This window comes from Leucobacter sp. USHLN153, from assembly GCF_037145615.1.
In the GTDB taxonomy this organism is placed as follows: domain Bacteria; phylum Actinomycetota; class Actinomycetes; order Actinomycetales; family Microbacteriaceae; genus Leucobacter.
Genome location: NZ_JBBCXE010000004.1, coordinates 59,906 through 81,631, shown reverse-complemented (window position 1 = coordinate 81,631; position 21,726 = coordinate 59,906). Strand labels below are relative to the sequence as shown.

The following is a 21,726-nucleotide window of genomic DNA, read 5'->3' as shown; positions in this document are numbered from 1 at the left end:
CGGATTCGTCCCTGAATTGCACCAACGTTGTGCGTCATTTTTCCGTGCCCTCCCTTCGACCAAACTGCAGCGTAAGTTCGGCCTGGCGCACTCGGCGTCGATGATGCTGCGATGCAGCGCTTGGCACACCGGGAGTGCGCCCGCATCTACGCAGCGTTGCGTACCGGTCTCGCTGGACTCAGCATTCGCGGCGCAGAACAAGCTCCGATGTCAGAAATTTTGCGGCACGTCAAGCCACACGACTGGCGTTCTCGGGTGTCACTGCTCGGGGTAGCGCACTACGCCGTCATCGCCGATCACACCACCGGGGGTCAGACTTGCCGGGCTGATCCGCCCGTTTGGCATGACGTGCGCAACCTCGATCTCGCGCGCGATCAGATGATCCGCGACGAGGCGCCGATGACATCGCCACCAGACCGCCTCCGCGCACATCAGCGCCGGCGTCGCGGACCCCTCGGCCTCGGCGATCACGCGATCCAGCCCCGCGCGGAACTCCGCACTGAGCGCGTAGTCGGCATAGCGGTGGAAACTCTGGTTTCGCCAGTTTCCGTTCGTTTCTCGAGGCACGTCGGGTGAGGAACCTCGCAAGCCCGCGAGTCGCTCCTCGCGGGCGTACTGCAGGCCGGCGGACTCGAGCGACGCCGCGAGCGGATCAGCGTCGAAGTGCGGAAACTTTCGCGATCCCGGAAGCTTCCGAATGTCGATGACACCGGTCGCACCCGCGCCTTTCAGCAGCGCGATGAACTCTTCGATCGAGTGCGTCGAGTGCCCGATGGTCAGCACCCCGCTCATGCGACTCGCTCCATTTCGGAACGATCAGTCACAGCAGCGTCCGCCGCCTCACACCTGCGCATCGTCCCACCCCTCCTGCGGCGTGCTGCACGTCTCCCGGAACACGAACTGAGACGGCGGGCGGCGCTCGCGGCTCGACCAGTCGATCTTCGGCCGGCGCTGCTCCTTGGGCACGTACCCGAGGCGGTAGAGAGCCATGAGCTCGAGATCGTCGGGCACCTCGAGCATGTCGACGAGCCGATCCCACTGGCCAGGCGCCTCCATCGGGAAAGAAATGAACTGCATTCCCATGCCGAGCTCGACCGTCGTCAGCCAGATGTTCTCCATCGCGGCGCCCAAGCTGAACTGGCAGTAGAAGTCGGCGAGCGGGTGCGCCTCGCGTTCCCGCCGATCGAGCATCACCCCGAACACGAGCGGGGATCCCGCGACCAACTTGCGGTTCTCCTTGCCGAGCGTCTGCGGCACCCGGAGCATGCGCATCATTGCGAGCCCGGAAGCGGTGAAGACCGCCCGCGTGAAGGGCCGCAGCGCCGACGGCAGCTTGTCGAAGTACATTCCCGACCGGTGCTCCGCCATTTCCTCCGGGCTGAATCGGAAGTGCCGCTTGTACCGATCGAAGAACGAGCCCTCGCCGATCACCTGGGTCATGGACGCGCCGCTGATACTCGCGATCGCGTTGATGCGCTCGCGATCCTCGATCACGACGAATCGCCACGGCTGACTGTTGAACTGCGACGGAGCGGACGCGGCCGCGGCAATGAGCAACCGCTGGTGCTCCTCCGACACGGCATTGGGCAGGAAGGGGCCATTCGTGGTGCGCCTGCCAAACAGCACGTCTTGAAACTCCATACGAGGTCCTTTCGAATTTAACCGGTCAGGCACCGACCATCAACGCCAGCGCCACTGCATAGAACGGAGCCGCCGAAACACTCAAACCGATATGCAGCCGAGGATCGCGCCGCACCGGGCGCCCGAACCAGGGCAGCAGGGCGAGCGGCACCAGTGCGAGGGCGAGGGCCGAGCCGCGCCACGGGTGTTCGGGAAACGACAGCGCCGCGGCGAGCGCGGTCGCGAGCACCGCGCAGATGAAGACACGACCGTGCCACACGCGCGGCACGCGCCGCCCGCGCAGACTGAGCGAGCCAATCAGCAGGTTCGCGGCGTAGAACGCTGCGGCCAGCGCGGCCCAGGGCAGCTCGTGCACCACGCTCCCCCTCCTCCGCGCTCGGCACCGCGAGGATACGGCGCGCGCCTGTTCTGCCTTCTACTATGGAGAAACTCGCGGCGCGGCAACAGCCCTTGCGCCGGGGCGTCCGCCGTTCCTACCCAGTCGCGTGCCGAAGCACAACCACCTGCCGCGAGTCTTCTTGCGCTGCCACAGTGTTGCCATGAGAAGCATCACGTACGCAGGCGAAACCGTCACGACCACCGATGACGTCGCGGAAGCGCTGGTGGCACTCACCGCTGCGATCGCGCGGACCGGGCGAGCAGAGGCGGTGAAAATCCCGATCGTGACCGGCGATCACCAGAACGTCGGCACGGCCGAACTCGTCATCGGCATTGGCAACGACGTCCTCTCGGTTCCCGCGGCCTGGGACGGCAACGAGGAACCCGATTTCTCCGAGCAGGCCCAGGAGCTGCGGACTCACGCGGGCTATGCGCACCCCGTGAGTGGCGGCAGCCTCGGCGACGACTTCGCCACGCCGCTCGACTGGGATCTTGAGCTGGGCGGAGACAGCCGGAGCTAACGCCGCGAGCTGATCGAGACGACGATCAGCGGGGCGCCCTCCGTCCGCGCCCCGGTCACCGCGCGGGAAACGGCGGGCTGAGCGCGGAGCACCGCGCCGCCCGTCGCAACCTCTCGAGCATGGGTCGAGACCGCAGCCCTACGGCGTCGGCATGCCACCGTTCACGTTCAGCGTCTCCCCCGCGACGTAGCTCGACTCGGGCGACGCGAGGAACACGTAAGCAGGGGCGAGTTCAGCCGGCTGCCCCATCCGCCCGAGCGGGGTCTCCTCCCCGAACTGATCCAGCTTTTCCTGCGGCTGCCCGTCGCTCGGCTGGAGCGGCGTCCAGATCGGCCCGGGCGCGACCGAGTTCACCCGAATGCCCTTCGGCGCCAATTGCTGGGCCAGCCCCTTCGTGAATGCGTTGATCGTGGCCTTGGTCGAGGCATAGTCGACGAGCGTTTCGGAGGGCGAGTAGGCCTGGATCGACGTCGTGTTGATGATCGTCGACCCCGGCGTCAAGTGCGGGAGCGCGGCCTTCGTGATCCAGAACATCGCGTATACATTCGTTTTGAAGGTGTCGTCGAACTGCTCGTCACTGAGGTCGGCGAGGGACTCCTGGAAGACCTGCTTGCCCCCATTGTTGACGAGAATGTCGAGCCCGCCGAGCTCCGTAACCGCGCGCTGCACGAGTTCGCGGCAGTAGCCCGCGTCGCGCAGGTCTCCCGGAAGCGTGACCACCCTGACCCCGGCATCCTGTGCGATGCCCGCGATGCGCTGCGCGTCCGTCTCCTCCTCCGGGAGGTACGAGATGGCGACGTCTGCTCCCTCTCGCGCGAACGCGATGACGGTCGCTGCGCCGATGCCGGAGTCGCCGCCGGTCACGAGTGCCTTGCGCCCCTGCAGCCGACCGGTTCCCCGATAGCTCTCTTCACCGAGGTCGGCCTTCGGCGTGAGCTTCGCATCAAGTCCCGGTTCAGGCATGTGCTGACGCTGGGGTTCGATGTCGGCGTAGAGCTCGGCAGGGTTGACGAACGTGTACTGGTCTCGTGACATGGTGTGTCCTTTCGTTCCTGTTCCTGGTCCTGGTCCTTGATGAGGAGGTGCGGCGTGCTCCGAGCGACGGGCGGGGCGGCGGATCGGCCAGCAGTCGCGCAACTCAGCGTTCGCGCAGCAGCTCCGGCGGTACGACGTCGCGGATCGTCATCACCGCGCCGAGAAACGCGAGATGACTCAGCGCCTGCGGGGTGTTGCCCCAGGCCGAGCCGTCGTCGGCGTCGATCATTTCCGAAAAGATCCCGACGTCATTCGACCGCTCGACGAGTTCGTCCAGGAGCTCGAGCGCCTCCTCGTGGCGCCCGACGCACGCGAGCGCCTCGACGCGCCAGAACGCGCTCGCGACGAAAGTGTGCTCCTCGCCCGGCATGCCGCTGTATCGATAGAGCAGCGGCCCCGCCCCGAGCTCGTCACCGAGCGCATCGATGGTCGACGACATGCGCTCGCCGCGGTCGAAGCCGCTCGGTGCGTGCAGCAGCACAGAGGTGTCGAGTTCCTCCCCGCCCGCGTAGAAGAGATACGAGCCGCGCTCCTCCGACCACCCGTGCTTGTCGATCCACTCCCGAATGCGTCGCTGCTCCGCACGCCACCGAACCGCACTCCCCGGGATCGCGCCGGAGTCTGCGAGCGCACACGCGTCTTCGAGCGCCTTCCAGCACCCCATTTTCGAGGAGATGTAGTGCCGCTCGTCGGGCAACTCCCACATGCCCGAGTCTGGATTGCGCCAGAGGTCGCAGGTGCGGTCGGCGACCCCGGCGAGCATGCGCGCAGTGCCGATATCGAGCACGTTGCCCGCGTCGACGTAGGTGCGGCAGATCGCGATCAGGTCACCGTAGACCCCGAGCTGCAGCTGCTCATGCGCCGGGTTCCCTATGACAACAGGGCCGATTCCTCGCCAGCCCGGGACGTGGTGGCGCGTCGGCGCCGGCACGAGTTCACCGTCGAGCGTGTACATCACGTGCAGTTCCGGGCCGTGCTTCCGGATCGTCTGCAGCATCCAGGACAGCGCGGCCTGCGTTTCCTCTCGCAGCCCGAAGCGCACGAGTGCGTGCGCGGTGTACGCGAGGTCTCGGACCCATGCGAAGCGATAGTCCCAGTTCTTGCCACCGCTTCGATTCTCCGGGAGCGAGGTCGTCGCGGCCGCGGCGATGGCGCCGGAGGGGCTGTAGATGAGCAGTTTCAATGCGAGCGCATTCCGCTGCATCCGCTCTGCGTACGGACCCTCGTAGGAGAAGACTTCCGACCAGTGCCGCCAGTTGTCGATCGTGCGATCGATGCCGGAATCGACGTTGTGCGGATCCGGAAAGTGCAGCGGCTCCTCGTGTGTGGCGGCGAGCGCGATCACGTGGCGCGATCCGCCCGACGTCACGAACGAGCCGACGAGCTCGGGGCCGGTCTCACCGTCAGGGTCGGGATCGGCCGCACCGTGATCGAGGCCCACGATCGTGAAGGCGGTGGCGCCACTTCGCACCACGTAACCGTGCGGTGTCTCGTCGATCCACGGCGCGGCCGTTCGCAGTGAGGTGCCCGGGTGCACCCGCCACCGCACACGCACCTCGCCGTCGACTCCCTCGACCCGTCTCGCGAGTTCCGCCCAGGGCAATCGACCAGCAACGCCCGAGACGAGCGCATCGGTGACGCGGATCGTTCCCCTCGAAGTCTCGAACGTCGTCTCGAGCACATTCGTATCCGGCACATACCGGCGATGCACCGTGATTTCGCTCGCGGGCAGATCTGGCGTGAGCTCGAAGCAGCCGCCCGTCTTTTCGTCGAGGAGCCGCGCGAAGACGGGGTCGTTCGTAAGATTCGGTACGGGAAGCCAGTCGATGCGCCCATCCACTCCGACAAGCGCAACCGTACGGCCGTCGCCGATCGGGGCGTACGACTCAACGCTGCGAGACACCGGCACGAGCTCCGGTCGACGCGATCCTGCCTGCCATGCCCACCATCGTTGCGCCGACCGTCTCGAGCCGTCAGTGCCTTGCGCCCACCACCGGGCCACGATATGAGTGAGACATGCCAACGCAACTGCTGCTCATCGCCGACACACACCTGCCCAAGCGGGCGAAGCGGCTGCCGAGTGCCGTGCTGGCGGCCGCCGAAGCGGTCGACCTGGTGGTGCACGCCGGCGACTGGGTCGATGTCACGACGCTCGATCTGTTGCAGGATCGGGCGCGCGCTATCGAGGGCGTCTGGGGGAACAACGACGGGCGCGATCTGCGCGCACGACTTCCCGAGGTGGCTCGATTTCGCGTGGAGCAGTTGGAGTTCGCGGTGGTGCACGAGACTGGCGCCGCCGCGGGACGGGAGCGCAGAGCCGATGCCGGATACCCGGGGGTCGATGTGCTCGTCTTCGGTCACTCCCACATTCCGTGGGACTCGGTAACGCCGGGCGGCATGCGACTGCTCAACCCCGGATCACCGACTGATCGGCGCCGGCAGCCCGAGTGCACCATGATGCTCGTCTCGGTCGACGGCGGATCGCTCGACGTCGAGACCGTAGTGGTAGATCGGGCGGCATAGGGAGCATCTCACCTGGCGCGCCGAGGGGCGATTTTACCCCTTCCGAGGTGATTCTCGACGCATTTTTGCATCACGGATTGGGCAAATTTGCTGTGAGCGGGTAAAATAAGTAGGCAGTGCAAGTTCGCCGAGCCCGGGGGCCGCTCGCAGCAGTGGCCTGAGACGCGAACGCACCCGCCGAGACCGGGGCACACTGCCCGCGCGTCCGCACACGACAGCTTCTGAGGAGATCACTATGCAGCAGTCTCACGTCGTGGGACACACCCTCGTCTACCCGCACCACGGTGCGGTGAAGATCACTGCGATCGAGGTGAAGAAGATTGGTGGCGTGGAGCGCACATGGCTCACGCTGCAGCCGCTGCTCAACGAACTGTCCATCCAGATCCCGGCTGACCAGCTCAGCGAGATCGGCGTGCGCGAGCTCATCGACCAGGATGGCATCGCGGAGCTCATCGACATCCTCCAGGAGGAGTTCACTGAGGAGCCCGGCAACTGGTCGCGGCGCTTCAAGGCGAACGGCGAGAAGCTCGCCTCGGGCAGCGTGCACCGCGTCGGCGAAGTGGTGCGCGATCTGTGGCGCCGCAGCCAGGGCGCGAAGCTCTCGACCGGCGAGAAGGCGATGTTCCAGCGCGCAAGCGGAATCCTCGTGACGGAGTTCGCGCTGGCGCGCGGGATCTCCGAGGAGGACGCGCAGCAGGAGGTCGAGCGGATCCTCGCCGGGGAGAAGATCGCCGTCTGAGACTGCACCCAGCTCATGGCTGAGGGGCCGTTCCGCATCAGCGGGCGGCCCCTCAGTTCGTTCAGGTGTGAATCATCGCTTTCGTGAGCGGATCACGCGAAGCGCCGCGAACCACGATCCGTTACAGCTCCTCGCGAGTTGCGGGGTCGGCCGCAAACAGTCTGCCCTCGGCGCGCCCGAGTCCGGTGATCGCGGCGACCTCCGCGTCGTCGAGCACGATGTCGGCGGCGGCAAGATTCTCCCGTTGGCGCTGCGCGCTCTGCGAGCGGGGAATCGCTACGACGCCGCGAGCGACGTGCCATGCCAGCACGACCTGCGCGGGCGTCGCGTCGTGAGCCACTGCGATCTCCCGAATCACCGGCTCGTCAAAAATCTCGCCCGCGCGACCGATCGGGCTCCAAGCCTCGGTGATGATTCCGAGCTCCCGGTGCAGCGCAACCGCGTCCTCCTGCGGGAAGTACGGGTGCACCTCGAGCTGATTCACGACAGGTCGCACGCCGGTCGCCGCCTCAATACGTTCGAGGTGCTCCGGCAAGAAGTTCGAGACGCCGATCTGCTGCACGGCGCCCCGCTCTTGCGCATCGACAAGACCCTGCCAAGCTTCGACGTAGTGGTCGCGGACGGGGTTCGGCCAGTGGATCAGGTGCAGACCGATCGCGTCGACTCCGAGCCTCGCCCGGCTCTCCTCGATACTGTGCCGATTCGCGGGCGCTTCGTGGTGCCGGCCCGGCAGCTTCGAGGTGACGATCACGGGCGCCCCGGTCGCGGAAGCAAGCCGGACGCCGCGTCCGACAGCGCCCTCGTTCTCGTAGTTGAAGGCGGTATCGATGAGCCGATAGCCAGCCTCGATTGCTGCGCTCACCGCATCTGCACCGGCATCGCCGTTGAGCCGGTACGTTCCGAAGCCGATCGGCGGGAGAGAGAAGCCGTTGTGCGCCGTGAACCCTGCGTGATCTGCCATGTGCGGAATCTCCTTCGCCTCACCCTGGCGCACCGTTCGACGCGCGCAGTTGACCCCCTGTTTAGCACACGAGCAGCGGCGCCCGCGCGCTATTCGGCGCCCGAGCGGACGTACGAACGCGGCACCCGCGCGCCGATGCTCGTCAGGATCTCCCACGGGATGGTTCCCGCTGCGGCTGCCCACTCGCGGGCGTCGGGACGCCATCCGAGCGTCGGCCCGAAGAGCACCACCTCGTCACCTTCGGCGACGTCCGACGGGAGGTCCGGGCCGAAGTCGATCACGAACTGGTCCATGCACACGCGACCGACGTTCGGGAAACGGCCTGCGCCGACCGCGGCGTCGAACTTCCCCGACATAATGCGGGGCACCCCATCGGCGTATCCGAGCGGCACGAGGCCGAGATAGGTGTCGCGCGGCGCGATCCACGTGTGTCCGTAAGAGACCCCGTCACCCGCGTGCACCCGCTTGATCAGTGTCAGCGGCGCCTTCAGCGTCATCGCAGGCGTCAGCAGCTCCGACGCGCGCTCGAAGGGCGAGTACCCGTACATCGCGAGGCCCGGGCGCAGCACGTCGAGGTGCAGATCGGGCCGGGCGAGCGCCGCTCCCGAGTTGCCGAGGTGCATTTGCGGCACCGTGATCCCGTGCCGCTCGAACTCCGCGCGAGCCGCAAGCAGGCGATCGCGCTGCAGCGTGTTCTGCGGGTGCTCGGGCTCGTCCGCGTGCGAGAGGTGGCTGAAGAGGCTCACGAGGCGCACGGCTCCCTCGGCGATCAGCGCGGCCAGCTCTCGAAGCACCTCCGGGAGATCCGCGTCGGACACACCGTTGCGACTCAGACCCGTGTCGACTTTGACGTCGATCTCGGCCGTAATTCCCGTCTCACGCGCCGCCGCGGCAACCGCTGCGAGTTGGCGCGGCGAGTTCACACCGAGCCGCACATCGGCGCGCAGTGCGGCCTCGTACTGGCTCGTCGACAGCCAGCTGAGAATGGGAGCGGTGATGCCGGCGGCGCGAAGCTCCAGTGCCTCGGCGATGGTCGCGACGCCCAGCGATGTTGCTCCGGCCTCGATCGCCGCGCGCGCCGACTCTATAGCCCCGTGGCCGTAGCCGTTCGCCTTGACGACGGCCATGAGTTCGGCATCGGGGGCGAACTCCCCGAGCACGCGGATGTTGCGCGCGATGGCGTCGAGGTCCACTTCGGCGACGGGTTCGGTCGTCATGTAATCCGTTCCCCTCCCCTGAGACAACCGCTCCCCCACTGCTACGGTCGCGGGACACGGGTCGCTGCCGGTGCAGCGCGCCCTCCAGTCTAGGCGTCGTGCGCTGAGCGGCGGGTTATCGGCCCGGTTCGGCCTCGTTCGCCCAGTCGACGTCGCTGATGTCGATCTCCTCCATCATGTCCCGGAGAAAGCGTTCGACGACGGCGCGCTCGTCGGAGGTCAGACGGGCGGCGGCATTGAAGCGCTTCGCCTGCTGCTGCCCCACCGTGCGTTTCGCGGCCTCCCGCGTCTCGGGCGTGATCTTGATGACGAGCGCTCGGCGATCCTCCGGATGCCGCTCGCGAGAAATGTGCCCTCCGCGTTCGAGACGGTCGAGCAGCTTCGTGGTCGATGCGCTCGAGATGCCGAGGTGGCTCGCGATCGCGCCCGGGGTCGGCAACTCGTCGGAGTTCTCGGCCACGATAAGAAAGTGGAGCGCGCGCATGTCGACTTTGCTGAGCTTCATGTATTGGAGTGACGCCGCTGACAGCCGCTCCTCCGCCTCGCGCAGCTGGCGCAGGGCGTCCATGAGATTGGCGATCTCCGCGAGCCCCCGAGCGTCGACGCCGGAGCGATCGACCAGTTCTGATCCCGGGTCGGTGAGGTCGAGACGATAGAGCCCTGCCGTTGCAGCGCTGGTCTCGCGCACTGCGTCATCGCGCTTGTTTTTCCTCACAAGAGAATATTATCCTGAAGTTGGTCACTTTCTAAGTAATCAAAATTACTACACGAGCGGGGAGCGGCGTGACAGAGCAGCACCAAGCGACGGCACTGCGCCCCACCGAGGCCGTCGAATTCAGCATCGATCGGGTGCAGGCTCGGCTTGAGGAGTTCTTCGCGAACCGCATCCGGGAGGCCGAGGCCTACCATCCGGCCTACGCGCACCTGTGGAAGCTGTGCAGTGAGCGCACGCTCGGCGGCAAGCGCATCCGACCCCGACTGCTGCTCGACTTCGCCGCCGCCCTCGGGGCAGAAACCGAGAGCAATGAGACCCTGGCAGCTTCGGTTGAGGCGATCGTCGACATCGCGACCGCCGTCGAGCTGCTCCACGCATCCTTCCTGCTCCATGACGACGTCTTCGACGGCGACCTCGTGCGTCGCGGCACTCCGAACCTCATCGGGGCGCTCGTGAACGAGGGCGCGGGGCCGCTTGAACAGGCCGCAGTCGGTCCGGGCGGAGCACACGACAGCGCAGGCACGCCTTCCGGATCCGCCGCCCCGAACCGCCTGCACTGGGCGCGCACCTGCGGCATTCTCATGGGCGACCTGCTGCTCGCGGAGGTGCACCAGCTCTTCGCCCGGACGCACGTCGCCGACGCGCAGCGTACGCAGTTGCTCGATCTGCTCGCGCACGCGATCACCGAGTCCGTGGTGGGCGAGCAGCTCGACGTCGGCCTCGAGGACGGAACGGTGGCCGCCGACACGGCGACGGTGCTCGAGATGTGTCGCCTCAAGACCGCGACCTACACCTTCGAGCTCCCCCTCCGCGCGGCCGCGATTCTTGCGGGATCGAGCTCCCCCGCGATAGACGCCGCGCTCGCCGCCGCGGGCGCTCACCTGGGGTTGGCCTTCCAGCTGCAAGACGACCTTCTCTCGACCTTCGGCGATCCCGAGGTGCACGGTAAAGACGCGTACTCAGATCTCCGTGAGGGCAAGGAGACCGCGGTGATCGCGGCGGCCCGCATGACTGCAGCGTGGCCGCAGATCGAGCCGAGCTTCGGATCGGGCCGCCTCGACGCCGCGGAGGGGGCGCGCGTGCAGGAGCTCCTTCGAGAGTGCGGGGCCGAGCGCTTCGTCCGCGGCCTCATCGACGATCAGATGCGCGCGCTTCACGAGACGCTGGCAGACGCGACGAGCGGGCTTCCCGACCGCGCGCGCCAAACCTTGCTCGCGCTCGCGGATCGCCTCGACGGGCGGCGCTCGTGACCGCCCGCACCCCGCTCGAGCGGTACTCGAAGTCGGCGGCGCGGGCCTCTGCGGTGGTGATCCGCAGCTATTCGACCTCGTTCGGCGCCGCGACTCGCCTGCTCGGCCCGAAGCATCGCTCGCACGTCCGCAATATCTACGCACTCGTGCGCGTGGCTGACGAGCTCGTCGACGGAGTCACCGACGGCGCGGGCCTCAGCGAGCAGCAACAGCGAGAGGCGCTGGATCGGCTGGAGGCCGAGGTGGAGCGCGCCATCGACTGCGGCTACTCGAGCGACCTGATCGTGCACGCCTTCGCCCAAACCGCGCGCGAGGCGCACATCGACCAGGGGCTGATCTCGCCGTTCTTCGCCTCGATGCGAGCCGACCTGGCTCCGGTCTCGGGGACCGCCGGCGAGGGTGGCGATGCCGGAGCGTCGGGCGACGCCGGCAGCGCCGCCAGTGCAGGCGACGCTGCCCGGATCCGCGCCTTCGATGCCGAGCAGCACGGCGCTTACGTGTACGGTTCTGCCGAGGTCGTCGGCCTCATGTGCTTGCGAATCTTCACTCGCGATCGACGCCTCAACGCGCTCGAGCAGCACCGACTGGAGCGCGGCGCACGGAGCCTCGGCGCCGCCTTTCAGAACGTCAACTTTCTGCGCGACCTCGCCGACGACACGGCGCGGCTCGGCCGCAACTACCTCGGCTCGGCCGCGCGCCTCACCGACACCGATCGCATCGACTGGGTGCGTCGGATCGAGGCGGAACTCGCAGACGCCCGCGACGTGCTGCCGCTGCTCCCCAAAGACGCAAGGTCCGCAGTGCGCAGCGCTCTGAACCTCTTCGCCGAGCTGAATCGCAGGATCGCGCGGACGTCGATCGACGAGCTCTACTCGCGTCGGGTTCGCGTGCCCGACTGGCAGAAGAGCCAGATCATCGCGCGATCCGTCGCTCGAACCGCATGGGAGAAGCGATGAAGCGCAGTTCCGGATCGCGCAGTGCTCCCGGGGCGACAACGCCCACGCGCCCCCGGACCGTCGTCATCGGCGCCGGCATCGCCGGGCTCGCGACCGCGGCGCTGCTCGCACGCGAAGGGCACGACGTGACCGTGCTCGAACGCGGCGCACGCGTGGGCGGCCGGGCGGGCACGCTCTCACGCAACGGCTTCCGCTTCGACACCGGTCCCTCGTGGTACCTCATGCCCCGCGTCTTCGACCACTTCTTCGAGATGCTGGGCACGTCGACCGAGGAGCAGCTCGACCTGCGTCTCCTCGACCCGGGATACCGCGTGTTCAGTGAGCCCGAGGGGCGGGGTGCGGATCGGCCCGAGCCCGTCACCGTTCCCGCTGGCCGCAGCTCGACCCGCGCACTCTTCGAGCTGCTGGAGCCGGGGAGCGGCGCCGCCTTCGACGCCTACCTCGACTCCGCGACCGAGACGACCGAGATGGCGGAGCGCTACTTCCTCTACAACCCGTTCACGAGCTGGCGCAGTCTCGCGGCCCCGGCGGTGCTGCGTGCGCTGCCCAGGCTGGCGCAGCTGCTGCTCACGCCACTGCGATCCTTCGCCGCGAAGCGCTTCCAGCACCCGGTGCTCCGGCAGGTGCTCGGGTACCCGGCGGTCTTTCTCGGCACGAACCCGAAGGACGCGCCGGCGATGTACCACCTGATGAGCGCGCTCGACCTCGACGAGGGCGTGCGATACCCCATGGGCGGCTTCCACCACCTGGTCGAGCGGCTCGCGGCGCTTGCGCGCGAGGCGGGCGCGGAGATCGTGTTGGGTGCGGACGTCACGGAGATCGAGACCGGCCGTTCCGAGGCAGAGCGGGGCGGATCGCCCAACGGCGAGCGCCGTCGCACCCAGGGCGGGCGCCCCTTCACCGCCCGCGCCGTGCGCTGGCGGGATCGCGACGGCGTCGAGCAGCGCTCGTCGGCCGACGTCGTCGTCTCCACCGCCGACCTCCACCACACCGAAACCCGACTTCTCCCCGAGGCCGCCCGAAGCTACCCCGAGCGGTCGTGGGAGCGTCAGGTCAGCGGGCCCGGCGCCGTACTCGTGCTCCTCGGGGTGCGCGGCGAGCTGCCGGAGCTGCCGCACCATTCGCTGTTCTTCACCCGCGACTGGGATCGGAACTTCGACGACATCTTCGGTGCGACGCCGAGGATCCCGGATCCCGCGTCCTCCTACGTCTGCAAACCGAGCACGACGGACCCGGGCGTCGCGCCCGAGGGCCACGAGAACCTCTTCGTGCTGGTCCCCATTCCCGCGGATCCCGCCGCTGGGCGCGGAGGCGCGGACGGCAGCGGCGATCCTGCGGTGGAGCGCGTGGCTGACGCCGCGATCGACCAGATCTCCGAGTGGGCCGGAATCCCGGCCCTGCGCGAGCGCATCGTCGTGCGCCACACGATCGGGCCGCAGGACTTCGTCGACGACTACCACTCCTGGAGCGGCGGGATGCTCGGGCCGGCACACGTGCTGCGACAGAGCGCGATGTTCCGCGCGCAGAATCGCTCGAAGCGCGTCGACAATCTCTTCTACGCAGGCGCGACGACCGCGCCGGGCGTCGGGATCCCCATGTGCCTCATCAGCGCTGAGCTCGTCGTGAAGCATCTCCGCGGCGATCGCAGCGCGGGTCCGCTCCCGGCACCTGCGGGCCGGCGGAGCAAGCACCTCGACGAGTCGGCCTCGCTCGAGGCGCGCGCCTGATCGTGGGAATCATCTACCTCGCGGCGCTGCTCGTCTCGAGCGGCTGCATGTTGCTGCTCGATGCGCGCTTCCGCCTCTTCTTCTGGCGCGACTGGCGGGTTGCGACGCTGGTGATGATGCTCGGAGTCGCCTTTCTCCTCGCGTGGGACCTGGTCGGCATCGCGACCGGAATCTTCCGCATGGGAGGGAGCGCGGCAATGACCGGAATCCTCATCGCGGACGAGCTCCCGATCGAGGAGCCCGTTTTCCTCGCGTTCCTCGTGCTCTGCACCATGGTGGCCTGCACGGGTGCAGCGCACATCCTCGAGCGCCGGGGTGCGAGCCACCGCGGCGACGAGAGCGAGGCGCCGTGACCTACGCGCTCATCAGCATCCCGTTCCTGCTGCTCGCGCTCGCCGTCGCGCTGGCGCTGACCCCGTGGCGACGACGGAGAGCCGCTCTGCAGCAGTGGACCGCGATCGGTCTCGCCGTGGTCGCCCTCGCGATCCTCACCGCGGTTTTCGACTCGGTGATGATCGCCTCCGATCTTTTCAGCTACGGGCACGGACACACGCTCGGAGTCACCATCGGCATCGTGCCCGTGGAAGACTTCAGCTATCCGATCGCGACCGCACTCCTCGCGCCGTCGATCTGGTTCCGCCTCACCGAACGACGGGAGCCACGCATTGCCGACGACTGAGACCTCGGGTTGGAACGCGCAGCTGCTGCGCCAGGCCTTCGTCGCCTCGCGGCCCGTCAGCTGGATCAACACGGCCTACCCGTTCGCCGCCGCGATGCTGCTCACCACCCGCGAGGTCGACTGGGTGCTCATCGTCGGGGCGATCTACTACCTCATCCCCTACAACCTTGCGATGTACGGGATCAACGACGTGTTCGACTACGCCTCCGACATCAACAATCCGCGCAAGGGCGGGATCGAGGGCGCCCTGCTCGCTCCCCGCTTCCACCGGCCGATGCTCTGGCTCGCGGTGATCACCAACGTGCCGTTCCTGGTGGTCCTCGCGGTCGCAGGCGGGCCAGCGACGTGGGTTCCCCTCGCAATCAGCACTTTCGCGGTCGTCGCGTACTCGGCGCCCGTGCTTCGCTTCAAGGAGCGACCATTCCTCGATTCGGCGACGAGCAGCACGCACTTCGTGAGCCCAGCCGTGGTCGGTCTCACGGCGGCAGGGGCGCACTTCACGTCGGCGCTATGGCTGATCCTCATCGCCTTCTTCTGCTGGGGCATGGCGGCGCACGCCTTCGGTGCCGTGCAGGACGTCGTGCCGGATCGCGAAGGCGGAATCGGATCGATCGCCACCGTGCTCGGAGCCGCCCCGACCGTGCGACTCGCGCTCGGTCTGTGGGCGCTCGCGGGCGCGCTCATGCTGTTCACGCCGTTCCCGGGGCCGCTGGCGGCGCTCGTCGCGGCCCCCTACATCGTCAATTGCGCGCCGTACTGGAACGCCAGTGACGCCGATTCCGGGCGCACGAATCGTGCCTGGCGGCGGTTCATCTGGCTGAATTACGGGTGCGGGGCGCTCGTCACGATGATTCTCATTCTGGGCTGGGCGCAGAGCGCCTGATCCGCATCCTCGCGACCACCGCAGCGCCGGTTCAGCACTAGGGCTTCACAAACCCGAAGTCAAGGGAGTGCCAGCATTCTTGGAGGTTCCCTACTCTGAAGATGCGGTCATCCCCCGGGGCGATGACCCGGGGGAACGGAGACCGCGGAAGCCGAACGGCGGCCGCAAGATCGTTCCGCAATCGGAGGCGATTGCGGGAGATGCGCGGAAGCGCGACTGCCGCTGTAAGGAGAAGGGAAGCGGCATGTACGACCCGTCAATGGCACGCTCACCACGGCCCTTCGATCACGAGGGCGCCCGCACGATGGGCATCGAGGAGGAGCTGCTGCTCGTCGATCCCCGCACCGGCCGCACGGCGCCGGCGGTTGAACTCGTGCTCGCAGCGGCCGCCTCGTGCGACGTTGTCGCCCAGGTACCCGAAGCTTCCCGCCTCATCAAGCTCGAACGGGAATCGAAGCGCGAGCAGATCGAGGTCATCACGAAGCCTCAGAGCACGCTCGAGGACCTCGCGCGGTGCGTGACTTCCGGGCGACAGCTCGCAGACGTCGCGGCTCAGCAGCTGGGTCTGCGAGCCGTGGCGATGGGCACGAGCGCGAGCGCTTCGCGCACGCAGCTCACCGCGTCGACGCGCTACTCCGAGATGGAAGAGCGCTTCCAGTCGACGATGCGTGAGCAGCTCACCTGCGGCCTGCACGTGCACGTCGGAGTCGCTGACGACGAAGAGGGCGTGGCGGTGCTCGACCGGATCCGCCCCTGGCTGCCCCTCGTTCTCGCACTGAGTGCGAACTCGCCCATGTGGAACGGGGAGGACAGCGGATACGCGAGCCAGCGCTACCAGGCGTGGAGCCGGTGGCCGACCGCCGGGCCCACCGACATCTTCGGTTCGGCGCGCGCGTACCACCGCACCGTCGAGGACCTCCTCGCGACCGGCGTGCTCGTCGACGACGGCATGGTCTACTTCGACGCACGTTTGAGCGCACGGTACCCGACCGTCGAGATCCGCGTCGCTGACGTGTGCCTCGAGGCAGCGCACTCCGTAGCGATCGCAGGCATCGTGCGGGCACTCGTCTCGACGGCTGCGCACGAGTGGCGCTCCGGGTTCTCCCCCGACTCGCTCCCGACGCCGGTGCTGCGCCTCGCGATGTGGTCAGCCAGCCGCCACGGCGTCTCGGGCCCGCTGCTCAACCCGCTGCTCGGCCAGCCGTGCGAGCCCCGCGTCGCGATCGACGCCTTGCTCGCGCACGTAGCGCCGGCTCTCGCGGCCACCAACGACCTGCACCGCGTCACCGCGATGATCGATGACGTCTTCGAGGGAGGTACCGGCGCCGAGCGCCAGCGCCGAACCCTGCGGGAAGAGCGCAGCACGCGCGCGATGGTCGCCCAGGCGATCGAACGCACCCATCGGCCCATCGCGCCGTCATCCTCAGTGCTCGACGTGCTGCCGATCTGAGTGAGGCGCTAGACATGCTCGACGTCGTTGCTGGTTCCCCGAAGGAGTTCATCATGAAGCACCGGTCTGACGTGCACGCCGCACCCACTCAGTCGCTTGCGCTCTCAGCGGTGCCGCCACAGCCCGCTTCGCCCCGCGCTGTGCCGTCCCAGCGTGTTTCTGCGCGCGACGCTGTGTCCGCGGGAGTTCCGACAGGGATCACTCCGATCGGCGGGAGTAGCGAGGTCGCGGGTGCCAGTGGTGCTTCGGGGCGCCAGCGCGTGCCAGGAGGACTGTCGGGTTCAGCCGCCGTCTCGCCGCAATCGCTGCGCCTCGCCGGAATGGCGGCCTTCTTCGGGCTCCAGCGCCGACGCCGCGCGCAAGCGGAGGCCGAGGTGCCCCACGATGACCCCTACGCGGCCTACCTGCGCTGGTCCGGCCGCGAGTCTGATCCAAAATCCGATCGCCACAACCCGGCCGCGTAACTGCGGGCGACAAGGAGGGCACACGATGACCACTGAGCATGATCCCGTGACCGAGGGTCGCACCACGCCTGAGACGGCGGATCGCACGGCGCCGAGCGATCCCGCGCAGCCCACGGCCACTTCGCCGGATTCCGTTCCCGAGTCCGTCCCCGAGGCGGAGCAGAAGGTGGGGCAGACCGGACCGGACGCCGCGGACCCGCCGAACGCGGGCGCGGACAGTCCATTGGACAGCACGAATGGCCTGAAAGACAGCGACGCCGAGCTTGACCCCGACGAGGGAGCGGACGCTTTCGAGACGGATCGTCAGGCCGACGACAACGCTCGTGAGGAGGGCGCGGATCGGGACGAGAACCTCCCGCACATCTCAGTCGACACGCCAGACTGAGTTCGGGGCGGCCGAGTCCGCCGGCCCTCGGGAATCTGAGCCCGTACTGCGCCGGATCACCCAGTGGGGCAGCACGCTCCACACGCTGACCACGACAACCACTCCGGTGATGAGGGAGATCAGGCCGGCGGTTCGGCTCACGGCAAAGTCGAACACGAGACCTGTCACGCCGGCCGCGAGGAGCGCGAGCACCACGAGGTCGGCGGCGAGCAGGCGGCCGCCGAGTCGCACGATAGCGGGCTTGCGGCCCTGGCCGAAGAACGTGCGGTGGAGGGTGACTGGCGCGAGCCCGAGCACAGCGGCGACGCCAGCGAGCCCGACCAGAATCAGATAGAGCGTGAGCTGAAACTGGTCGAGATCCTGAAAGCGCGGTTGGAAGGCGACGGCCAGCAGGAAGCCCCCGAGGATCTGCGTGCCGGTTTGGGCAACGCGAAGTTCCTGGAGAATCTCGTTCCAGTTTCGATCGGCGCGCTGGTTCTCGCTCTCGAAGCGGCCGTCGCCATTTACGTCCTGCTGCTGGCCGGCATCGTTCAGGTGTTCCATGCAGAGAATGTAGCGCGGATCGCCCGCTCCGGGAGCGGGCTTGACCTGCGTCACTGCCGTCGGGCATCCCGCGTTCTCAACGCGACCTCGCTTCCGCCTCGCCGTAGACTCGGTACACCGGCGAGAGGGGCGGCATGTCACGAGTAGCAGCGTTGCAGCAGTGGGCGGCGGACCGCACGGAGGAGCTCCCCGGCGCATATCTCGATCACCCCTTCGGGCCGGAAGCCGACATATTCAAGATCCGTGGCAAGGTATTCATGCTGCACTCGCAGCTCGACGGAACTCCGATCGTGACCCTGAAGGCCGCACCGTCCGACAGCGAGGCACTGCGGGAAGCTTTCCCGGAGATCGCGCCCGGCTACCACATGAACAAGCGGCATTGGATCACGTTGCGGCCCGGGGCCTCACTGACGAGACAGCTTGTCGAGGATCTCGTCACCGAGTCGTATCTGCTCGTCATTGAGAAGGCGCTCCCGAAACGGGAGTGGCCGGTCGACCCGCAGACCTTCGGCCGCGCGCCGTAGCCCCGCTGACCACGACGGCTGCTGCGGCAGTCGATCTGCGGGGGCTCCTACTCGCAGCCGATCCCATCGCCGTCTCGATCCAGGTGCCGACCGTAGCCGGGACCACCGGCATATACGGGTGCTGCGCCCGCTTCGCGAGCCGCGGTGCAGTTCTGGTAGTAGACATCGGCCGGTGCGGGTGCCGGCGCTGGCGCGGGCGCCGGAGCGGGAGCCGGAGCAGGTTCGGGAGCAGGAGCCGGCTCGGGTGCCGGGGCCGGTTCAGGGGCAGGAGCAGGTTCAGGGCTGGGTTCAGGCTCAGGCGCTGGCGGTGCGGGCGGCTCAGGGGCGAACTGCGATGTGAACGCCTGCTGATCCGCACACGACGCCAGCACCCCGCTCATCGCGTCCTTTTCCGCCTGCGTCACCCACAGTTCATACGTCGCTTTCACCGAGATCTGCCGCGCGACGTACTCGCACCGAAAAGCTCGGTTCTTCGGCAGCCAGGTGGCCGCGTCCCCGTCGCCCTTCGAAGCGTTCGTGGGGCCATCGACGGCCATGAGGTTGAGCGGATCATTCGCGAGGGTGATGCGCTGCTGCTGGGTGAGCGACTGGGCGCCCTTCTGCCAGGCATCCGAGAGAGCCACGACGTGGTCGATCTGCACGAGAGACGACGTCTGGTTTCCCCGAACGAAGTGGATCGTCTTGCCCGTGTACTCGTCGGCGAGCGTGCCAGTCATCACCTTGCAGGGGCCTGACAATTCAGCATCCGCGAGATCCCGCTGGAGGATGTCGTTTCGAGTGTCGCAGCCGTTGTGGTCAATGTCCGTCCAGGGCGTCCCGAACTTCGCTTTGCGGTCGTACCCCGTTTTCGGGGCTCGTCCCTTCACCTTGAGCGATTCGAGAAGCTCGACGGCGGGCACCGCGGTCACCGACGAATCCTCGACCAGAACTTCTGCGTCTTTTTTCGCAACCGGTGTCGTCGAGGGGTCGAGCGGAGCAAGGTCGTCGGGCACTTCGAGTTCAGGCTCGACCTTCTCCACCGGAGTCGGCGCGGGCTGGTCAACGACCTTGGAGGCGGTGGCCGGGCTGGCCGGCGGATCCATCATCAGGCCGCCGGAGAACAGCGCGACGATGCTCACTCCCGCGATGATTCCCGCGATGCGACGGGAGCGGATCCGCAGCCACGACGGGCGCTTCGTAATCAGCGCATACAGCGCCGAGAGCAGCACGGCGAGTGCGAGAAAGCTCAGCGCGGCTCCGACACCACGGGATCCGAACCCGGCGACTACGAACACGAGCGTGAGCGCCCCGACGATGTAGGTAGATGGGCCGAACGTCGGCACGGACTTGCGAGGCGACCCCGCTCGCGTGCCCTCGTGCGGCTGCTCCGGTGCCTGACCGACCTGCTGCCGGGTGACCACGGCATCTGTCCACTGCGCGCCGTCCCACCAGCGCATGGTTCCCGAACCGTCGTCATACCAACCCGCGGGGGCGTTCGCCATGTACTTCCCGATCATCTCAGTGGCTCTGCGCCACGCCTCGCTGTCACCAGCACAAGCACTCAGCCTCGCAGGCGGGAGCGTGCGTCGCATACCGCGTCGGAGATTTTCACCCGGGATATCGCCTGTTCACCCAAGCGGAGCGCGGTAGACCATCCACTGTAGACAGGGGATCCCTCGGAACGTGTTCGAGAGATTCTGGTGTTGTTCGTCTGGCACAGACGAGGAAACTTGAGCCCGTGATCGAGTCTCGCTCCCACCCTTCATGAGCAAGTGATGTCCTTCGACCGCTCCGCCGCATGAAGATGAAGGGCTTCCTGCAGCGAGAAACGAAGTGTGAAGGATTACGCAGAACGCGAGATTCTCACGGGTCCCGGCACTGCACGCAGCGCGGTCTCCGCCACTCCGAGCAGAACAGCGTCAGTTCCGAGTGACGCAGTGCGAATCTCGGGAACGTACTGAATTCTGCCCTCCAACCGCTTCCGAAGACCGGGGATTACGACGTCAGCGCGTCCATCGAGCCCTTCGCCGAGTACGACAACGTCGGGATCGAGAATGCTCACGAGCGCGGCGACGCCTCGTGCGAGCATGTCCAGCACCATCGAAGCGACCGGTGCCGCTCGTTGATCCCCGTCGTATTCTCGAGCAACGATCTCGGCTGCGGTGAATTGATGCGCCGCGTCGATTCCCATTCCATGTGCGGCGGCAGTAACCGCCGCGGGATCGATCTTGCTCTCGAGCTCACCGCGACCCTGCGGTGGTGCCACTAGTGAATCCGAATCGATGAGCAGGTAACCGACCTCGCCCGCCGCGGACCGGGCGCCGCGAACGAGTTCACCATTGGCGACTATGCCAGATCCAAGTCCTCGGTCGAGCACCAACGCCACGAACTGCCGGCTGGAACGACCAACCCCCCGGTACAGTTCCCCCAGCGCGAGCGCATTTGCGTCATTCTCCACGATGACCGGAACATCGTGCTCGCCGACCAACTCGGTCAGAGTCGCTTCTGGCCAGTACCGCGGATCCAGACCTGTCACCGTGCCCAACGGACTCGGAATGCCTCCGACGGAGACGCCGACGACGTGAAGTGTTACGCCGTGCGCAGCACAACGTTCTGCCAGGTGAGCGATCATGCGGCGGAGTGCACGTGGGCCCGCATCCGACTCCGCACCGTCGAGTTCTCGCTCGAATCTCTCGATGATCACACCATCGAACCCTACGAGGGCTCCCGTGATCCCGTCGCGTCGCGCTTGCACGGCCCCCGAAACCAGCGAAGTCGGTACGACATCGAAAATCACGGGAGGCCGACCGCCCGTCGATTCTTCCGTGCCGGCCCGCGCGACAAACCCTTGCGCGATAAGCCCCTTCAAGACTCGGTTCACCGTCGCCGCGCTGAGCCCCGTGAACTCGCTCAGCTGCGTTTTCGACAGCGCTCCGCGAAGACGCAGCGCTTCAACAAGGGCTCCCTGATTCGCCGCCGCGATAGCACTGGTACTCGCCGGCCACGCGTGGGCGCCGCCCGGTTGGCTTGCGTGAGCGTCGTTCATGCGTGTCAGTCTATGGCTGCGCTCGTCCTGCGCTGCGGGGCTGGCAGGGTGCAATTGCATGTGATCTCCATGACTTGACGCTCCCGCGTCCTTCGAGGTAGATTCAAGAA

Annotated in this window: 23 protein-coding genes and 1 pseudogene; 13 read left to right on the top strand and 11 right to left on the bottom strand. The window is 67.4% G+C overall.

Translation table 11 applies throughout. From position 1 onward, the window contains the following. Window positions 1-258: 258 nt before the first annotated feature. From WFH00_RS08320 to WFH00_RS08310, 3 genes are read right to left on the bottom strand one after another with little or no spacing between them, the layout of a single operon-like run. A complete protein-coding gene (locus tag WFH00_RS08320) occupies window positions 259-792 on the bottom strand; it encodes a DUF488 domain-containing protein (protein ID WP_336660334.1) in 534 nt (177 codons plus the stop codon). A 48-nt stretch (window positions 793-840) separates the two neighbouring features. Continuing rightward, window positions 841-1,641, bottom strand: a complete 801-nt coding sequence (locus tag WFH00_RS08315; protein WP_336660333.1) for a nitroreductase family protein — start codon at window positions 1,639-1,641, stop codon at window positions 841-843. 25 nt (window positions 1,642-1,666) lie between these two features. Then, the gene (locus WFH00_RS08310; RefSeq protein WP_336660332.1) at window positions 1,667-1,999 is read right to left on the bottom strand and encodes a hypothetical protein; all 333 of its coding nucleotides are present in this window, start codon (window positions 1,997-1,999) and stop codon (window positions 1,667-1,669) included. A gap of 181 nt (window positions 2,000-2,180) precedes the next feature. On the opposite strand from WFH00_RS08310, the gene WFH00_RS08305 reads away from it, so the two are divergent. Next, window positions 2,181-2,540: a hypothetical protein gene (locus WFH00_RS08305; protein WP_336660331.1), complete on the top strand. Its 360-nt coding sequence runs from the start codon at window positions 2,181-2,183 to the stop codon at window positions 2,538-2,540. Window positions 2,541-2,678: 138 nt separating this feature from the next. Here the strand turns inward: WFH00_RS08305 and WFH00_RS08300 are convergent, their stop codons facing one another. Both WFH00_RS08300 and WFH00_RS08295 read right to left on the bottom strand, forming a co-directional pair. Next, entirely contained in the window at window positions 2,679-3,575 is an 897-nt protein-coding gene (locus tag WFH00_RS08300) for an SDR family oxidoreductase (RefSeq protein ID WP_336660330.1), read from the bottom strand. Between the two features lie 103 nt (window positions 3,576-3,678). Next, complete coding sequence (locus tag WFH00_RS08295; RefSeq protein ID WP_336660329.1) at window positions 3,679-5,478, bottom strand: glycoside hydrolase family 15 protein; 1,800 nt, start codon at window positions 5,476-5,478, stop codon at window positions 3,679-3,681. Between the two features lie 113 nt (window positions 5,479-5,591). Between WFH00_RS08295 and WFH00_RS08290 the strand changes: the two genes are divergently transcribed. After that, on the top strand, window positions 5,592-6,098 hold the full coding sequence (locus WFH00_RS08290; protein WP_336660328.1) for a metallophosphoesterase family protein: 507 nt from the start codon (window positions 5,592-5,594) through the stop codon (window positions 6,096-6,098). A 235-nt stretch (window positions 6,099-6,333) separates the two neighbouring features. After that, a complete protein-coding gene (locus tag WFH00_RS08285) occupies window positions 6,334-6,837 on the top strand; it encodes a CarD family transcriptional regulator (protein WP_336660327.1) in 504 nt (167 codons plus the stop codon). Window positions 6,838-6,958: 121 nt separating this feature from the next. Here WFH00_RS08285 and WFH00_RS08280 read toward each other — a convergent pair whose 3' ends face one another. The 3 genes from WFH00_RS08280 to WFH00_RS08270 all read right to left on the bottom strand — a co-directional run bounded on the left by WFH00_RS08280 (window position 6,959) and on the right by WFH00_RS08270 (window position 9,730). Continuing rightward, on the bottom strand, window positions 6,959-7,798 hold the full coding sequence (locus WFH00_RS08280; RefSeq protein WP_336660326.1) for an aldo/keto reductase: 840 nt from the start codon (window positions 7,796-7,798) through the stop codon (window positions 6,959-6,961). 89 nt (window positions 7,799-7,887) lie between these two features. Then, entirely contained in the window at window positions 7,888-9,015 is a 1,128-nt protein-coding gene (gene alr, locus WFH00_RS08275) for an alanine racemase (protein ID WP_336660325.1), read from the bottom strand. Window positions 9,016-9,130: 115 nt separating this feature from the next. Then, window positions 9,131-9,730 (bottom strand): MarR family winged helix-turn-helix transcriptional regulator, encoded by a 600-nt coding sequence (locus WFH00_RS08270; protein ID WP_336660323.1) that lies wholly within the window; start codon window positions 9,728-9,730, stop codon window positions 9,131-9,133. A 68-nt stretch (window positions 9,731-9,798) separates the two neighbouring features. On the opposite strand from WFH00_RS08270, the gene WFH00_RS08265 reads away from it, so the two are divergent. The 9 genes and pseudogenes from WFH00_RS08265 (at window position 9,799) to WFH00_RS08225 (ending at window position 17,524) form a co-directional block, all read left to right on the top strand. Beyond that, window positions 9,799-10,980: a polyprenyl synthetase family protein gene (locus WFH00_RS08265; protein ID WP_336660322.1), complete on the top strand. Its 1,182-nt coding sequence runs from the start codon at window positions 9,799-9,801 to the stop codon at window positions 10,978-10,980. Next, a pseudogene (locus WFH00_RS08260) lies at window positions 10,977-11,603 on the top strand (phytoene/squalene synthase family protein); the annotation flags it as partial. The gene WFH00_RS08265 and the pseudogene WFH00_RS08260, both read left to right, overlap by 4 nt. Continuing rightward, a complete protein-coding gene (crtI, locus tag WFH00_RS08255; protein ID WP_336660321.1) occupies window positions 11,510-13,663 on the top strand; it encodes a phytoene desaturase family protein in 2,154 nt (717 codons plus the stop codon). The pseudogene WFH00_RS08260 and the gene crtI, both read left to right, overlap by 94 nt. Window positions 13,664-13,665: 2 nt before the next feature. Beyond that, window positions 13,666-14,016: a lycopene cyclase domain-containing protein gene (locus tag WFH00_RS08250; RefSeq protein ID WP_336660320.1), complete on the top strand. Its 351-nt coding sequence runs from the start codon at window positions 13,666-13,668 to the stop codon at window positions 14,014-14,016. Next, window positions 14,013-14,342 (top strand): lycopene cyclase domain-containing protein, encoded by a 330-nt coding sequence (locus tag WFH00_RS08245; RefSeq protein WP_336660319.1) that lies wholly within the window; start codon window positions 14,013-14,015, stop codon window positions 14,340-14,342. The genes WFH00_RS08250 and WFH00_RS08245 overlap by 4 nt, the downstream gene beginning before the upstream one ends. Beyond that, window positions 14,329-15,225, top strand: a complete 897-nt coding sequence (locus WFH00_RS08240) for a prenyltransferase (protein WP_336660318.1) — start codon at window positions 14,329-14,331, stop codon at window positions 15,223-15,225. The genes WFH00_RS08245 and WFH00_RS08240 overlap by 14 nt, the downstream gene beginning before the upstream one ends. 259 nt (window positions 15,226-15,484) lie before the next feature. Next, a complete protein-coding gene (locus tag WFH00_RS08235) occupies window positions 15,485-16,675 on the top strand; it encodes a carboxylate-amine ligase (RefSeq protein WP_336660317.1) in 1,191 nt (396 codons plus the stop codon). Between the two features lie 53 nt (window positions 16,676-16,728). Then, window positions 16,729-17,139 carry a hypothetical protein gene (locus WFH00_RS08230; protein ID WP_336660316.1) on the top strand — a complete coding sequence of 137 codons (411 nt, stop codon included), beginning with the start codon at window positions 16,729-16,731 and terminating at the stop codon, window positions 17,137-17,139. Window positions 17,140-17,164: 25 nt separating this feature from the next. After that, window positions 17,165-17,524 carry a hypothetical protein gene (locus tag WFH00_RS08225; RefSeq protein WP_336660314.1) on the top strand — a complete coding sequence of 120 codons (360 nt, stop codon included), beginning with the start codon at window positions 17,165-17,167 and terminating at the stop codon, window positions 17,522-17,524. On the opposite strand, the gene WFH00_RS08220 is transcribed toward WFH00_RS08225, so the two are convergent. After that, window positions 17,504-18,067 carry a DUF6328 family protein gene (locus tag WFH00_RS08220; RefSeq protein ID WP_336660313.1) on the bottom strand — a complete coding sequence of 188 codons (564 nt, stop codon included), beginning with the start codon at window positions 18,065-18,067 and terminating at the stop codon, window positions 17,504-17,506. The genes WFH00_RS08225 and WFH00_RS08220 overlap by 21 nt on opposite strands. Window positions 18,068-18,201: 134 nt before the next feature. On the opposite strand from WFH00_RS08220, the gene WFH00_RS08215 reads away from it, so the two are divergent. Then, window positions 18,202-18,591, top strand: a complete 390-nt coding sequence (locus WFH00_RS08215; RefSeq protein ID WP_336660311.1) for an MmcQ/YjbR family DNA-binding protein — start codon at window positions 18,202-18,204, stop codon at window positions 18,589-18,591. 47 nt (window positions 18,592-18,638) lie between these two features. On the opposite strand, the gene WFH00_RS08210 is transcribed toward WFH00_RS08215, so the two are convergent. Together WFH00_RS08210 and WFH00_RS08205 are read right to left on the bottom strand one after the other, a co-directional pair. Then, on the bottom strand, window positions 18,639-20,072 hold the full coding sequence (locus WFH00_RS08210) for a GmrSD restriction endonuclease domain-containing protein (RefSeq protein WP_336660310.1): 1,434 nt from the start codon (window positions 20,070-20,072) through the stop codon (window positions 18,639-18,641). Window positions 20,073-20,413: 341 nt separating this feature from the next. Then, on the bottom strand, window positions 20,414-21,616 hold the full coding sequence (locus WFH00_RS08205; RefSeq protein WP_336660309.1) for an ROK family transcriptional regulator: 1,203 nt from the start codon (window positions 21,614-21,616) through the stop codon (window positions 20,414-20,416). Between the last annotated feature and the right edge of the window lie 110 nt (window positions 21,617-21,726).